A 14,828-nucleotide genomic window follows, 5' to 3' on the forward strand; every position below is an offset into this window, starting at 1 on the left:
ATTTTATTTTTTTAGCCAAACTTTGAATTCTTCCATGCTGGCAAATGGACGTACTGTGATATCTTCTTTTGAAAGTTGTTCAAATGTCTTACCTAGGCCACATGCATGAAACTTATCTTTAAGTTCCGGTAAGTGCTCAATGTAAGTTTTGTATTGAGAGTAGCTTGTCCAAAAGAATATATCGCATTGTCTAAGCTCATCGAAGAAGTTTTCACGTACTTCTTTGTCGCTTTTTTCGTAGGATTCAAATACTTGACCGTAATCCGAATAAGAATCTTTATGAGTTAAAATTGTTAGCTCTTCTTTGGGCCCATTCATTACTTCTATGGCCTTTGAGTCGCGAATCTTATCTAGTACATCTTCACCAAGTCCGTCACAACTTCCATGTACCCACTGACCATTTTGTGCTAGTAGCTTCCATGTTGAAGTTCCGGCCGTATAAACAGACCTTCCGTGATTCTTTAGAAGACTAACGCCGTAGCGTGCAGAAAGAAGAATGTCGTTATTTGGCACGCGTGCATTCTTTAGGGCCTCTTTGTGAATTAACTCACAATAGATATATTCTTGTTCTCTATGGTCAGCATGTGGAAGACCAATAAAGGCCTTCTCTTTTGAAGCTGGAGATGGAAAGCTTCCTTCAAGGTGTCTTTCATAAATGACCTTATCGTCTACTTTTCCTTTGTGAGTATGAATATAGTAGTCGCCTTTCTTCGTAACGTTGATACCAACTGCTAGGTGACAACCACCTCCGTAGCTTGCAAATGCTTTACGCTCACGGCTTACTTCACTTACAGTATCTTTATCTTGAAGTTTTTGAAGTTTTTCTGCTAGGACTCCATTGTCATCACGAGTCTCTAGGCATTCAATTCCAAGAGCTCCTTGAGAAGCTGCTGCTGGAAATTGGCTATGAGGAAGAACTGCATAAGTCATACCTGCCAGTAATACCTCTAGTTCTTTTCTAGAACTTTCTGTGATGGCAAGTCTTTCAATACCTGGCATAGCAAGAACGATAGCATCGTAATTATCTTCTCTAAGCTTTTGAATACGTGAATTTACGTTTCCACGAAGCATCTTAGTCGATACCTTTACATTGTCTCCGTAAGGAAGAAATTCAGATAGAGAACTTTCAATATTTACAATTCGACGAGGAGAAGATGTACCCACGACAAATTCAGTCAGCTCTTTGGCCATTAGCTTACTAACAGTTTCTTCTTTGATTAAAAGAATATCGTAAGCGTATGCTCGTTTAGAAATTGCTGCCAACTTTATTCCTTCAGGTCTATCACTTCCTAGGTCCTTGTATGAGTGGACGACTAAGTCGATCTCTCCCTGAAGTAGGGCCGCATCTAGTTCTTTTGTAAAAAAATCTTTTCCTTCAAGTTGCCAAAGTGGCTTATCAACAATTTGGTCACCTTGAGTTTTAATTACTTTTAATTCAAACTCGTCACCAGTTAGTTCTTCGAGCTGATCTTTTACTTGATTACATTGAGTCAGGGCCAATAGAGAGCCACGTGTTCCGATGATGTATTTCAAAATAAATCCTTGTTTATGGTGTGAACGTAAAATACATTAGATAACTTACTTTTTTGTCATGAAATTGTCATTAAAACCAAGTATGCGCAGCGAGTCTATTATCTGATTTTTATATAAAGTGGTCCCATCTCCGAGTGAAAATGTAAGAAAAAGACATTTTCTATATTGTTTTTTTATAGATACACTTAAGTTATTGAAATTTTATTAGCAAAAGGAATTGCAAATGAATCGATCGATCTTAATAGGGACAGTCCTAATTTTATTAGGTTTTTTCCTTAACATCACAGCTAAGGCATCGTCTCTTAACATCAACCCTAAACGCATTATTGTAAAGTTAAAGAATGGTAAAGATATACCGGCGTTAAAAGGAATAAATAAATCAGTTTACTTTTTTGAAACCACATATGTTCTCTACACAAATGGTGATGAAAGCCTTCTTAATAAACTAAGGTCCCATCAAGATGTTCAAGATGCTCAGTTTGATACATTCTCAAAACGAGAGCCACTTCCAACACCTGTTGAAGCGATTGAATCAGAATCAGTTGAGGAAGGTGATGAGATCTACAGCTCTGTTTTAAATGATCCTAAACTTTCAAAGCTTTGGGCCTTTAAAGATGCAAGTAAGCATGGAATGAGTGTTAATAAGGTTTATGAAGAAAGTGGCCTGGCCATCTCAAATGAACCCGTTATTGTTGCAGTTGTTGACACTGGTGTTGATTATAATCACGAAGACTTAAAAGATGTTATGTGGACAAATATAAATGAAATTCCAGGTAACGGTATTGATGATGACGGCAATGGTTATATCGATGATATTCACGGTATCAATACTCTAGAGCGTGACAGTGATGGAAATGCGACAGGGGATATGATGGATGGCCATTCACATGGGACTCACGTTTCGGGAACTATTGCAGCTACTCAAAACAATGGGGTGGGGATTGCCGGTGTTGCTTCCAATGTGCGTATCATGGGGCTTCGCTCAGTTCCAAGCTATGGTGACGAGACAGATGTGGATATCGCTGAAAGCTTTCTCTATGCTGCAAGAAATGGAGCCAAAGTTATTAACTGCTCTTTTGGTAAGTCTCATAATGAAGGCGGAATGTTGGTAAAAGAGACAATTGATTATATCGCTAAAACTTATAACACTCTAGTTGTTGTGAGTGCAGGTAATAGTTCTCAAAACATTGATACAAAACTAACTTATCCTGCTTCTTACGATAGTGAGGGGATGTTAGTTGTCGCTTCTTCAACTCGTTATGGTCGCTTTTCTTATTTCTCAAACTACGGTTTTGTAAGTGTTGATGTTGCTGCACCAGGATCTTCTATTTACTCAACAACTCCAGGAAATCGTTATGGAAATATGTCAGGAACTTCCATGGCCTCTCCTAATACGACAGGAGTAGCAGCTGAAGTTCTTTCAAGACATCCTTATTTAACTGCTGTTGAATTAAAAAATGTATTAATGAATAGTGTGACAACAAAGTCCTCAATGGATGGTGATATCCTAACAGGAGGGGTTGTTGACCTATATTCTGCTTTAGAAAGTCTTTAATTTATAGAGGCCCTAAATCAAGGGCCTTTTTTTATCTCTTTAAACTTCGCCCTAATGCCAAAGTTTAAACTTTTCTTGATGTGGGATATTGATCTCAACAATATTTCCAGGGGCAATATAATTTAACTCTATTCCTTTCGTACTATTGGCTATCGCAATGCCTTTTTCTGTCTCATTTGTCGAGTTACTTAGGTTAGGCCTTAGGTACCTCTTAAAGTTAAAACCATCACCTCCGTCAATAACAGAGATTCGGTATGAATCTTCTAGTTTTTCATAAGTTACGATGACTGCTTCTTTATTTCGATCGCAAAGTATGTCGAGGTAATTTTCATAGTCACCATTATCCTTTACTTTTTGACGCTCGTTCTTATCAATTTTTAACTGTCCATGTTCTAGGGAGTTTAAAATGATTTCAAAGAATGCCCTCTCCTGCGTAATTGTTGCATTGGTGAATAACTTCAATGTTCGTGCACAACTCGCGACATCGGCCAATGTTCTAAGATGCATTTGCGCATTGTTGACGATATCAAGGCCGCTATTATGATCAATAGAGTAATTGATGATTGAGTTAATTCTTGACTGAAGTTTAATTTTTGAATTTGCAAGTTGTTTGATAAGAGGAAAGCTTTGAAGATCGATAAAGTCATTTAAGTCATTCTCAAGATAATGTGATTTACGCTTTTCTGTTATTTCTTGTGCTAACACAATAATGGGAATATTTGAGAAACGTGGATATTTTCTTAAAGTTGAAAAAATTGAAAGATCTTTATTTAAGTCTGAATCATAAAAGAGAATAAGGTCGATATCGTTTTTCTTAACATTGGCAAAAACTTGCATGATCATAGAAATACTATCTCGTTGTACAATCTCGTAAGTATCATCAAGAATTGAAGATAGTCGTTCAGTAATGCTTTCATTATTACTTATAATGAGAACCTTCGATTTCTCTGACTGAATGTCTCGTTCTTTTAGCTCTTTGCTAGCACTTGCTTCACTTGTAATATTTTGAACCGCCTGTTGAATTCTTTTATACATATTATCTCTCCGTTAATGCGTAACTTAGTGAAGTATCAATCGGCATAAATAAGTAACTTAGGATACTTTTTTTAGCTATCTGTATGTCTGCATGAATCTTCATTCCTGGTAGGATTAAATTGCTTTCCTGGTTCTGGCCAAGATAGTTTTTAGAAAGTATCACTTTTGCCTGGTGATAACTTGACCCATTACTTGTATAAAACACACTTGGTGAAATAGACTCTATCCATCCCGAAACAGTTTGATTGCGATGGGTTTGATGGGAGGTGACTTTTACATTAACTTTCATGCCTTGTTGGAGTAGCCCTAGGTCTTTTGGGTTTATTTTGACTGTCGCTATTGGGGTGTCATTTATAGGAAGGACTTTTACAATATTCTTGTCTATACTTACACTTGTTCCAAGTGCTTTATAGTCTACCTCATTAACAATTCCAGTAATAGGTGATCTGATTAAGAGAATCTCTTTTCTAACTGTATTATTATCTTTATTCTTTTTTTCATCAATAAGGGTATAGAGTAAATCACCCGCTTTTATATATTGTCCATTCATGACTTCAAGAGAATCTAGGATTCCTGATTTATTGTGCTTGATAAGATGTGTGATCGCGGTTGCTTCAATTTTTCCATTGGCCTGGACGACTTCGTTAATTGTTGAGAAAGAAGACCATGCAAAAAATGCTATCACAGAAAAAAATGAAAGAAGGATAATTGATTTAGATACATATGGAATTCTTGCTTCTTCTAAGAGAAGGTCTTGCCCGATATAGTCTGTTTGTTTTGCATAATCGAGACTACTACCAAATGAGAATCTTTTTCTTTTGTTCATGATCATTATCCTCCTTATATGAGGGCATTCTCTTCTAGGTATTCAAAGATCTTATCCTTTTTCCCTGAAGTGAATTCTTTGTTAGGTGCCATGTAGATTATATTATCTGCCTCTTTTAATATTTCTTTGTGTTCACTACAGAAAACAACTGTAAAGTTTCTCTTAGAGAGTTTTAAAAACTTCTTTAATAGTTTGAACTGTTTGTTGATTGTGCAGGTCGGAATATCTTCAATGAGAACGACTTTGGCCTGAGTACAGAATGGAATCGCTAAAACTATTGCAGAGTATAGCTCGTTTGTAATTTTTAACTTAGTTGCGCCACTTAGAGGGCTGTCAATTGTTAATCCGTTATCCTCAAGAAGCTCTCCAATTCCAAAGAATCCTAAATATATCATGATGTCATCACGTGTGATTAGAGGATTAATATATTTTATATTTTCGTAAATGCTCATATCTTTCAATAATGACTTCTTTAAGTTTAGAGTTAGAATGTGCTGTCTAAGATAGAGTGTGTCGAATTGCCTATGATCGATTCCTCCAATGAGGATAGAACCTGATTGAGGGAGGTAGGTTTTATTGAGTAATTTTATAAACGCACTCTTTCCAGAGTTTGCTCCTCCATGAATGCCATACACCTCATTTGGCCTTAGTTTAATATTGATATTACTAAAGACATTTTCTAATGTATCTGGGTATTGAAAAGAAACTGATTTAAATTCTATTTCAAAGTTTCTAGTGTAAAGATCCTCACTAGAACGGTATGTTCTCGTCTCACTACTTTCACAAAAGAGTTTGTGCAATTTTCTAAATGAGCAAGATAGAGAGTCTAGTCTTTGGATTGAGTTAGGTATTTGTTGTGCGGTTGTGAGTATATTCCACACTAAAACCATAACGGCCATAAAATGAGCAACAGCTAACTCTTGATTCCAAATAAGTAGAAGACCTACGATTGTCGATGCCAAAACAATTGTAATGGTAATGACTTTAGAAGAAAACTCAGTCCGGTAGGCATTCATTTTATATTGTTGTTCTTTAAAATAAGACATTGAACTAAGTGATGACAAACGATTTGAAAATATTGGAAATAAGTTTTCTAGATAGATTTCTTCAGAGCCTCTTTTAAGTTCATTAACTAGATTATTCTTGTTTTCATGTAACTGATCATATATTTCTTTCTTCATTCTTATCTTTGTAATGTCAGAGTAATAAAGAAGAGTTACCAATGGTGCGAGAAAAACAAGAGGAATCGCCATTTGCCATGATAAGAAGAAAATAGGGAAAATAAGAAGAGTATTAAAAATCGTGTCAATGAGCTTTAGGTTGTTTTCTGATGATAGGTAGTTGACAGCATCTTTAATATCTTCAAAACGGTTAACTTGAAAGTCAACTTTTTCGATCTCTCTTTGATGATCTGACATTGTGGATATTTTCTCTAGAACTGCTATCTCTAGAATATAGTCAATACGGTTGGTACACCAATTGATAATATTTGATCTTATACTACGTGAAAAATAACTTATTACTTGTAGTATAATAATTCCAGATGTAGCTGGGACTAGGACTTCTAGTGACCTAGCTCCAGTAATCACTTCGTAAGTAATAAGAACGTAAACCGCAAAGGCAAGTGTGCTAAGTGTATTGATTAAAGATAGGATGAATAGCTTTGAAAATTCTTTTTTGAATCTTTTTATAATCGCCTTTGTCCAAGATACGAAGTTTTTATTTGTATTTCTAAATACCTTTTCATTTCTTAGTTCAACTTCATTAAACTCTCTAATAAAGAGAGCATATTTGATAGGGAAATTTTCAAGTTCAATCTGTCGTTTTAGGTCATGGTCATTTATGAGATAAAATATTTCTTCTTCTTTTTCGTAAGTCAGAATTAGATGGTCATTCTTAGCACAGAAATCTTCAATATCGATATTTGATATTAATAGGCAGGGAAGAGCGTCGATTTCAACATTTTTTAATTGAAGTTCTATTTTTTTTGCTTCAAGTCCAATTGTCGCTAATGCGTTTATCAAGTCAATTTCTTTCATATGTCGATATGATATTAAGATTTCATTAACATCTTCGCTGTAGTCATCCTGATACTTTAGTTCCATGAAATTATGAAAGATCATTTTTATATTGGACATATCTCTCCTTAGACTAAGTAAGTCTCAATCTCTCCGATACGATTGTTTAGAAGGTCTCGGTTACAGAGTTTTAATAAGTTTCTATCTCTTGTGTTTACGAAGATTATTCGAGACTCTCTAATACTTGCTATATAGTTGAAGATATTGATGTAATTTTCACGATCAACACCCGCTTCAAATTCATTTAGAACGATGACTTCGGGGTCAAGTGCAAGTTGCCTAGTAATGTAGATAAGTGATTTTACTTCATCAGAAATATTATCTTCTACTTCAGAAGTTAGCTTAGTATCTAATCCATGAGGTAGTTTTCTGATGATTTCTCCTAGCCCCAAAACATCGATATAGCTCTGGGCCTTTTTTTCACTAACAAGACCAAATGAAGTAATATTATCTCTTATTGTTCCATTCCATATATTTGGGCCCGCATTGATAATGGCGATATTCTTATAGAGGCTTAGATCATCAATGTCTGATAATTTTAAATCATCGACATAGACTTTATTTGTAATGGACCTAAGATTTGGAGCAAAGAGAAACTCCTTTGTGTCTTTATCTTGATTTTTTAAAGAGATGGTATCGCCCTTCATAAAAGGAATTTCATGTTTCCTTCCTCTTATGTAAATTGGTATTATCATTGAGTAGATCTTATCGATATTTTTCTTTTCTTTTTCCTGTGATCTTCCCTTTGGGTGAACGATAATATCCGTCATGACCTTTACTTCATGAATTTTTCTCAAGGTCTTAAATATTTTATCTGTTGGTGCTATACAACGATTTGCCAAAATTAGTGACGCAGCAAGGGCACCAATACTCATCAGGCCATTAATAACTAAGTAAGCTCCAGTCGCTAGAATTACGACAGATGTGAGCTGTAACATAAGTTGACTCAAATTAAATTGAAAGTTCGCGTAACGACTAAGTAAATAGTTGTTCTTAGTTACCGTTGCTTGTTTCTTTTTAAAACGATTGTTGAAAAGATTGATCCTTCCAAATTTTCTTAAAACAGTGAGGTTATCTAAAATTTTATAAAGTAGATTGTTTTGCTCGATATCTGTTATATGTTTGAGCTGTATAATTCTAGTCATTCTCTTTATGGAATAAAAAGAAATCATCATATAGAGTGAAAATGAAACAAAGGGGATGAAGGCCATTAATGGGTTGAGGTAGAAGAGAAAGCCAAAATAAAGGCACAAGAATGGAAGTTCTAATAATGTGACAAAACCTTTGCCGGCAAAGAAGTCTTTATTTCTTTGTATTTCCTTTAGGGAATATTGAAAAACTCCAACGTCATAAAAATCAGTATCGGTAATTATTTTCTTTATCAACTCTTGTGATTGCTTGTTTTCAAAACGTGCAGATGCGAAGGTGACAAAGTAGTAGCGTAAGTATTTTAGTGCTGACTCCGCCAGTATAAATATTGTAAGGCCAAAGAGAAGCACCATGGCGCTACCAGTATTATGGCCAGGAATGATACGATCAAAGAGTTGCATCAGAACAACTGGTAGGGCCAGGGAAATTGTACTTATGACCATACTCAACATTAATAAGATTCTTAAAGAGATAAGATCCTTATTAAAGACTTTTGAATTATCTTTTATCCATTTCAGTGTCGTGGATGGAATATGACCGACACTCCTTGGGATATTAATTTCCATGACGTCTCCTACAGTAATTTACTGTAGATGACTGATCGACTTAGCTATCGGTGCTTGTGAGTTAATTAAAACTAAAGATTTGCGCGAACGTTTGCCAGATGCTTTGCTCTCTTTTCAACAAGAGTTTCAATGGCCAGTTTTGCTTGATCTAGTTTCTCAATTTTTTCTTCATCTAACATTTTACCGTGGTTAAGAATATCTCCTAAACGGTAAACACCTTGCTTCTTATCAAATTGTGTATCAATGACAGAAGGAGAGCCAAGGTCGACAAAGATTGAGTTACTAGGACAGTGACCAGCAAAGAACTCTTCAGCAAAGATCTTTCCAGAACATCCAATTGTGTTCACATAGCTATTGAATTTGAAGTATTCATTATAGTTCTTCCACTCAATTGCCGTGATATTGATATTTGGAAAATCGTTGATGATTTCTTGTACTTTTTGTGGGTTTCTTGCACTAATGTAAACATTATACTTTTTCATCAAGTGCTTAATTGAATCTCTAGCTAGTTGTCCTGATCCTAAAATAAGGACATCACCAGAATCGTACTTTGATTGAATGATTCTTCTTGTAATACCAGCATAAGATTGCTGTCCAATCTTAATGAGGTGTTCTTTTCTTACTTCTTTAGCATCTTTGAAAAGTTTTTCTAAAACTCTAAGAATAAGTGAAGAACGAATATCTTCTTTAAGGTAATTTGAAAAGGCCTCTTTGAATTGAGCTACGATTTCACTTTCACCTTTGAGTTTACTTTGTAGGCCGCATATTGTTTCTAATAGAAAGTGGTATGCTTTTTTTCCAAAGTAGTATGTACCTAATTGAGTATCTTCTTGAGAGAATTCTGATGTCGTTAAGATAATCGTTCTTTGACATGTAATAAGAACAAACGCACCAGGCATTTTTAGTAGGTGAGTTGGTATATTTTCACTCTTCGTTTGAATGTTTAATAGGTGTATTTTTTGTAACAAAAAATCGTCCTTGCACTGTGTCGTCTATGATTCCTGTGACTTAGATTACCGAAATCGATACCTAAAAGTGTCATGGAATTGTAGACCCTGTTTTTCTTTATCCGTCTTTATAATTTCTATGTGAAGTTGACCTAATTTGTATTGTCTGAGCGTATTAGTCAATAGCTTCTTCCATAATATTACTATCTTATATGTCTGGATTGGGCGCCAATAGAAAAACTATATGGTGTCATCAATACTTGTTCAAAGATGCCTAAAATCCTTTTCACAGCTACAATTCTCTGCTAATTTGTGCCTATCATGAGCTCAATCACTAATAATGCAAACGAAGTAGATAAGAAGAAACCAGAGCAGAAAACTGCGCTAAAGTCCTTTCTGGAGCGACTAAAGGCTCCATTCCTAGCGTTTGATCGCAAGGTCGATGGTGCTATCTCATTCTTTATCGCTCACTATGGTAAAACAAAATTTATGGTGGCCATGTCTAAGAAGATCCAATATTTAGGTATTGAAGGACTTTGGAACAAGGGCCCAAAAGCTTTTATTTATTTTTTCCTATTTTATTTGATCCGAGATACAATACTCTATATTATTATCCCTATTTGGCTGGCCAAGGCCACTTCGTAAATCACATAAGGATTTGTATCTAATAAGTCATGGAATACTTGCAAACGGTTTTATTTTTCATCTCAGGCCTCGCTATTTTTTATTACGGACAACGAATCATCTCTGCTGGAATACAGAGTCTGGGCTCTGGTGCAATCAAGCATATTGCCTCAGATATTGATGGTAAGAACTTTGTCGTCAACTTTTGGAATGGGGCAAGGCTAAGTCTTTTAGCTTTTTCACCGACAATGGCCAATATCGTGACTGTAGGCCTCGTTAATGCAAATCTTATAAGAAAGAATCGCGTGATACCAATGCTATTTGGTTCAGTTATTGGTGCAGTCGCTATCTTTCTTATATTGATGCTCTCAAGGCAAGAGTTAGCATTAAATTTAATGGCATTTGCTCTTATTATTGGATTGATATTTTCTCAGCGTTTTGTAAGAAAACTCACAAAATTACTATTTGGTTTAGCTTTCCTATTCTTAGGAATTTCGGTCATGCATGAGAGCTTAGTTTCTCTTCTGACTTGGAGTTTTGTTCAAGACCTTGTGGTGAGATTCGTTGACTACTCTTTATTTACAAATCTCTTGATTGGATTTGTTATTGGAAGTGTGATCTCTTTCATTCTAAGAAGTCAAACAATGACGTTAGCAATTGCTGTTGTCATGATATTTACGAGAGTCTTTCCAGCTAGTGTTTGTTTTTCAATTATTTGTGCATCAACACTAAGTTCGTTCTTTATTAATTTTAATACTGCACGAAAGGTTGCGAGGCCCCTTGCGATTAGGCTTTCTCTTCATCCTCTTGTTCACTACTTAGTTGCTACATTTGCTAGTTTCTTACTTATTGTCATCATTGACCACAATGTTGAAACAACTGTGGGAAATCTTGGTCTCATTATAGTGGGACAATTCTTTGTTATCTCATTAGCAATATTAAATTATTTTTTCTTTAAGAATATTGTGTCTGAATTGATTAAAGGAATGTATCCAGATGCGAAGTTTAAGGATCGTCCTAAGCTTAAGTTTTTGGGGGAGAGAAGACATATCTCTTCGACAATGGCCTATGTATTAGTCGAGTTAGAGATTGGAAAGTTATTAGATATTGTTTCAAGAATGTTTGAAAAATGTCACGAGTATATTGAAAGTCCTACCAAAGGCGCCAGAGCTCTTGCAAAGATTAAAGATTACGAAAAAATTATTGATAATATTCAATTAGAGATAAATGATTTTATCTCAAAAGTAATTGCTAACGGTGCTGAAGAAGTTGAGAGTCGCAATGCCATCAAGCTGATGCAGATTGCCTCAGACCTTGAACAATTAGCAGATAGTCTCGATAAGCTTACAACGATGCTTACTAAGTACTATGAGAATTGGAAGTTATCAGCTGATGAAACAGACCGTCTACTAAGCTACTTTTCTGAAGTACAATCTCTCTACCAAAGAAGCATTGCTGTCTATAAGGGGCAAGTTGCAACTGAAGAAGAGATCAACGAAGTTGTTGTTAGTACTCGAGAACTTAAGAGACATCTTATGACTGAAAGAGAGGACTTTGCGAAAGTTCATCATAAAGAGGATGGACGCAAGCATATCTATTATTCGGATATGATGACATCGATTTCAGTGGTACGTGCTAATGTTAGAGAAGTTTACTTACTCCTAACTGGTGTTATCTAATTCCACTTATTGGTTAATTCATTCTTACACACAATAATTGGTAACTCTCTCACGATCGTATTTTGATTCTTATTTATTTCGTAAGGAAAGAATTTTTTTGTCGAGGCAATCTTTCGATCAATCATACTTTCCTTGTGTCGTCGAGAGGCCTTAACTTTACGGTAACGAATGCACTTCTTTCCACGCATTCGGACACACTGCTTAATAAGAGCAACCTGATCAATTTGGCCCTCGTAATATTGAATTTCTTTTTCGAGTTCAAGCTTTGTATTTGTAATGGGGATAAATTCTTCTCCCTTTGTCGTTCTAATGCGATATTTTCCGAATGGCCGATTTGGTCTTAGTGTAAGGAGGTCTTCTTTTGCCCGCAAGCTTATGTCTAACTTATACTCATAGCAATTATAATTCTCGTCAATGACCTCACTCTGGACATCAATGGAGACAATTTCAATATCGAAGAAGTTAGGAATCTCATAGAAACTTCTCGTTATCTCTGATAAACGCGATTCTTTAGGGCGCTCTTGAGTACAAGATAAGGTCATTACGAAGATTAAGGGTATCATTAGTAGAGCTTTCATAGAAATATGATAGGTTCTACTTAATCTTAATTAAAAGGTCGGTAAGGCTTAATTTAGTTAAAGATTCCTAAAACCAAAGTGCTTGCATTCGTCTGAATGAAATATCTGTATATTCGATCTCTTCAGTACTTGAGGCAAGCCCTCGTCCAACATTAACTTTTTTCTTCGTTGAGAGGTTATCAATTAGAAGCTTATTGAAAACTAAACTTGTCTTAACTAGTGAGTTGGCACCTTCACTTGTTCCTGCTGCAACCTTATCACTTTTTGCAAGAGTGATGTAGTTCTCAAAAACGTAGTAATTATCAGAGAAGCCATTGTCACATAGTTTTGTTAGTTCATAGTGAGTACGATCCATATGCTCTTGCATCGCAAGTGGGAGAGTACTCTTATTAGCACGCTCTCCATTATATGGTAGGTGCCAAACGATATTTTCAATATTGTCGTCAATCTCTTCTTTCAACTGATAATCCCAAATACGAGGTTTATCATTGTAAGAGATGAATTCTTGGTGAAAGTATGCACAGGTCTTAACTTCTTTTTTAAAGCTTGGATAGAGCTGTGAAAATGTTAGGTACTGTTCATAGAGTGAAAGAAAGTAAACTTTCTTATTATCGAGTTTTGAAATATCTTTAGTTGGCTCTTGTCCAACACTTGCTGGCCCACGACTTTTCTTTTTAAAGGTTCTAACCTTATAAGAGGGGATTGGGTTGATTTCACTATCAGAGCGGTCTTCAAAACCTGCAATTTTGCTTTCAATTGTTTCAGTATGATGTGTGCCAGTAGCACAGCTCATTAATGAAGATAGTAAGATTAAAGTTGCTAATTTGTTCATATGATCCACCTCTTATCTATTCTTATCGTCAAAACAGATAAGAGGTTTAGGCAAAATATGCTCATTTCATATGAATATTTAGCTTAGAAATTATTTGAAATAATAACGAGCAAGCCCTAGGGCCCTTTCGTGATCAAGGGTTCCACCACTTGTACAAAGGTTGTTTAAAGTAGTCAGTTTCTTGGCCGACTTCTCTAGTATGTCTTTAACTATAGAGGCATCAATATCTTTCTTGTAGTAATGGGCCATGGCAAAGATCATTGCAGCAGTATTCGTCACTTGTGGTGCAGCTTGAGATGTTCCGTTAATTGGAACATAGCGATCTCCTGGAGTACATGAGCTAATGGCAACTCCCGGTGCAAAGATAGTCACAGTCTTCTTTCCAAAATTTGAAAAGTAGGCCTTATCCTTATTGTGTTCGTCAATTGCAGCTACTGAGATCACATTATCTGCAATGATCGACGAAGGGTAGTGAAGAAAAGTATCGGTATCATCCTTCTTATTTCCAGCAGAGAATACAAAAAGCATTTTTGGATATGACTTTACAACTTCTAGGCCTTTGTTCATCAGGCCATTCATATAATCATCACGCATTTGAGTAATGAGCTTTTCGAATTTTTTATTAACCTCTTTTTCACTCAGATCGAATTCTTCTTGGAAGTGACCATTGATCATATCGTAGGCCGGCTCCCAGCTCTGTCCCCAAGAGGCATGGTAAATATTCGAAAAGTTTGACGAGTATTTCACTGTCTCACTCATCTTAGCGATCATCCAATCCTGATAGTAAGCAAGATAGTTTTCAATATTTCTAATCTTAAGGTATGACTTCTTATTCTTACTAGGAACAAACTCTTTCTTTGCAAATAGTCCAACAGGATCGTCACCGAGATAGCGAATTGGAAGAAATTGAATATCATTAGACTTTAATTCATATGGCAGTGCCTTTGTATTCATGGCCAAGCATGCAACATGTGAACCGTGAGTATAAGATGAGAAATCATCTCGGCTATCCATAAAATCATCATCTTTACGTATTTCTTTGTACCACTCAAGTTCACTTTCAGTTGCCGTTTTAAGAGTCTTCCTCTTTCTAACTTCGTAGTATTCAAAAACTCTAGGATCAAAAGTTCCAATCAGGCTCGAGTCAAAAACTTCTGCTGAGTTTTGAATATAATTCCACCCATTAACATCATCAACTTTACCATTTTGGTCGCTATCCTTGCCATTGCTATACTCAAGTCGATTTGTATAGAGTTGACCCTTTAGATCGATATGGTTGATATCAATTTGATTATCACTAATAGCAACAACAGATGTTGCAAAAGTTGGTAACGCAAGAAGCCAGATTAGTATGTGTTGTGTGATTTGATGCATAGAAAATTTTTAAATGATCTTTTTCATCCTTGCAATTGCATCGCGTAATTTT

12 protein-coding genes are annotated in these 14,828 nt (G+C 35.6%); 3 read left to right on the forward strand and 9 right to left on the reverse strand.

The window, feature by feature from the left end; all coding sequences use genetic code 11:
* Positions 1 to 3: 3 nt before the first annotated feature.
* Positions 4 to 1,533 (reverse strand): hydroxymethylbilane synthase, encoded by a 1,530-nt coding sequence (gene hemC, locus ACRXC1_RS05490; RefSeq protein ID WP_433657141.1) that lies wholly within the window; start codon positions 1,531 to 1,533, stop codon positions 4 to 6.
* Between the two features lie 223 nt (positions 1,534 to 1,756).
* Here hemC and ACRXC1_RS05495 point away from each other — a divergent pair, with 223 nt between their 5' ends.
* Positions 1,757 to 3,088: a S8 family peptidase gene (locus tag ACRXC1_RS05495; RefSeq protein WP_392907509.1), complete on the forward strand. Its 1,332-nt coding sequence runs from the start codon at positions 1,757 to 1,759 to the stop codon at positions 3,086 to 3,088.
* Positions 3,089 to 3,139: 51 nt separating this feature from the next.
* Here the strand turns inward: ACRXC1_RS05495 and ACRXC1_RS05500 are convergent, their stop codons facing one another.
* From ACRXC1_RS05500 to ACRXC1_RS05520, 5 genes are all read right to left on the reverse strand, one after another.
* Complete coding sequence (locus ACRXC1_RS05500; RefSeq protein WP_433657144.1) at positions 3,140 to 4,123, reverse strand: hypothetical protein; 984 nt, start codon at positions 4,121 to 4,123, stop codon at positions 3,140 to 3,142.
* A 1-nt stretch (position 4,124) separates the two neighbouring features.
* Positions 4,125 to 4,955 carry an HlyD family efflux transporter periplasmic adaptor subunit gene (locus ACRXC1_RS05505; protein WP_433657146.1) on the reverse strand — a complete coding sequence of 277 codons (831 nt, stop codon included), beginning with the start codon at positions 4,953 to 4,955 and terminating at the stop codon, positions 4,125 to 4,127.
* A gap of 8 nt (positions 4,956 to 4,963) precedes the next feature.
* Positions 4,964 to 7,087, reverse strand: coding sequence for an ATP-binding cassette domain-containing protein (locus ACRXC1_RS05510; RefSeq protein ID WP_433657148.1), 2,124 nt, complete (start codon positions 7,085 to 7,087; stop codon positions 4,964 to 4,966).
* A gap of 8 nt (positions 7,088 to 7,095) precedes the next feature.
* On the reverse strand, positions 7,096 to 8,742 hold the full coding sequence (locus ACRXC1_RS05515; RefSeq protein WP_433657150.1) for an ABC transporter transmembrane domain-containing protein: 1,647 nt from the start codon (positions 8,740 to 8,742) through the stop codon (positions 7,096 to 7,098).
* Positions 8,743 to 8,813: 71 nt separating this feature from the next.
* The gene (locus tag ACRXC1_RS05520) at positions 8,814 to 9,710 is read right to left on the reverse strand and encodes a hypothetical protein (RefSeq protein ID WP_392907521.1); all 897 of its coding nucleotides are present in this window, start codon (positions 9,708 to 9,710) and stop codon (positions 8,814 to 8,816) included.
* 300 nt (positions 9,711 to 10,010) lie between these two features.
* Between ACRXC1_RS05520 and ACRXC1_RS05525 the strand changes: the two genes are divergently transcribed.
* On the forward strand, positions 10,011 to 10,334 hold the full coding sequence (locus ACRXC1_RS05525; protein WP_392907523.1) for a hypothetical protein: 324 nt from the start codon (positions 10,011 to 10,013) through the stop codon (positions 10,332 to 10,334).
* A gap of 29 nt (positions 10,335 to 10,363) precedes the next feature.
* Positions 10,364 to 11,992 carry a PhoU domain-containing protein gene (locus tag ACRXC1_RS05530; RefSeq protein ID WP_392907525.1) on the forward strand — a complete coding sequence of 543 codons (1,629 nt, stop codon included), beginning with the start codon at positions 10,364 to 10,366 and terminating at the stop codon, positions 11,990 to 11,992.
* On the opposite strand, the gene ACRXC1_RS05535 is transcribed toward ACRXC1_RS05530, so the two are convergent.
* The 3 genes from ACRXC1_RS05535 to ACRXC1_RS05545 all read right to left on the reverse strand — a co-directional run bounded on the left by ACRXC1_RS05535 (position 11,989) and on the right by ACRXC1_RS05545 (position 14,776).
* The gene (locus tag ACRXC1_RS05535) at positions 11,989 to 12,570 is read right to left on the reverse strand and encodes a hypothetical protein (protein ID WP_433657153.1); all 582 of its coding nucleotides are present in this window, start codon (positions 12,568 to 12,570) and stop codon (positions 11,989 to 11,991) included. The two genes, ACRXC1_RS05530 and ACRXC1_RS05535, sit on opposite strands and share 4 nt — an antisense overlap.
* Positions 12,571 to 12,637: 67 nt before the next feature.
* Positions 12,638 to 13,402, reverse strand: a complete 765-nt coding sequence (locus tag ACRXC1_RS05540; protein ID WP_433657155.1) for a hypothetical protein — start codon at positions 13,400 to 13,402, stop codon at positions 12,638 to 12,640.
* 90 nt (positions 13,403 to 13,492) lie between these two features.
* Positions 13,493 to 14,776, reverse strand: a complete 1,284-nt coding sequence (locus ACRXC1_RS05545; protein WP_433657157.1) for a S8 family serine peptidase — start codon at positions 14,774 to 14,776, stop codon at positions 13,493 to 13,495.
* Between the last annotated feature and the right edge of the window lie 52 nt (positions 14,777 to 14,828).

Source organism: Halobacteriovorax sp. GFR8 (assembly GCF_050955245.1).
GTDB lineage: Bacteria > Bdellovibrionota > Bacteriovoracia > Bacteriovoracales > Bacteriovoracaceae > Halobacteriovorax_A.

What these genes read in the sequence shown, in the direction of transcription:
- ACRXC1_RS05495 (WP_392907509.1), top strand. Translation starts at nt 1,757, where the DNA reads ATGAATCGATCGATCTTAATAGGGACAGTCCTAATTTTATTAGGTTTT.
- ACRXC1_RS05500 (WP_433657144.1), bottom strand. Translation starts at nt 4,123, where the DNA reads ATGTATAAAAGAATTCAACAGGCGGTTCAAAATATTACAAGTGAAGCA.
- ACRXC1_RS05505 (WP_433657146.1), bottom strand. Translation starts at nt 4,955, where the DNA reads ATGATCATGAACAAAAGAAAAAGATTCTCATTTGGTAGTAGTCTCGAT.
- ACRXC1_RS05510 (WP_433657148.1), bottom strand. Translation starts at nt 7,087, where the DNA reads ATGTCCAATATAAAAATGATCTTTCATAATTTCATGGAACTAAAGTAT.
- ACRXC1_RS05515 (WP_433657150.1), bottom strand. Translation starts at nt 8,742, where the DNA reads ATGGAAATTAATATCCCAAGGAGTGTCGGTCATATTCCATCCACGACA.
- ACRXC1_RS05525 (WP_392907523.1), top strand. Translation starts at nt 10,011, where the DNA reads ATGAGCTCAATCACTAATAATGCAAACGAAGTAGATAAGAAGAAACCA.
- ACRXC1_RS05530 (WP_392907525.1), top strand. Translation starts at nt 10,364, where the DNA reads ATGGAATACTTGCAAACGGTTTTATTTTTCATCTCAGGCCTCGCTATT.
- ACRXC1_RS05535 (WP_433657153.1), bottom strand. Translation starts at nt 12,570, where the DNA reads ATGAAAGCTCTACTAATGATACCCTTAATCTTCGTAATGACCTTATCT.
- ACRXC1_RS05540 (WP_433657155.1), bottom strand. Translation starts at nt 13,402, where the DNA reads ATGAACAAATTAGCAACTTTAATCTTACTATCTTCATTAATGAGCTGT.
- ACRXC1_RS05545 (WP_433657157.1), bottom strand. Translation starts at nt 14,776, where the DNA reads ATGCATCAAATCACACAACACATACTAATCTGGCTTCTTGCGTTACCA.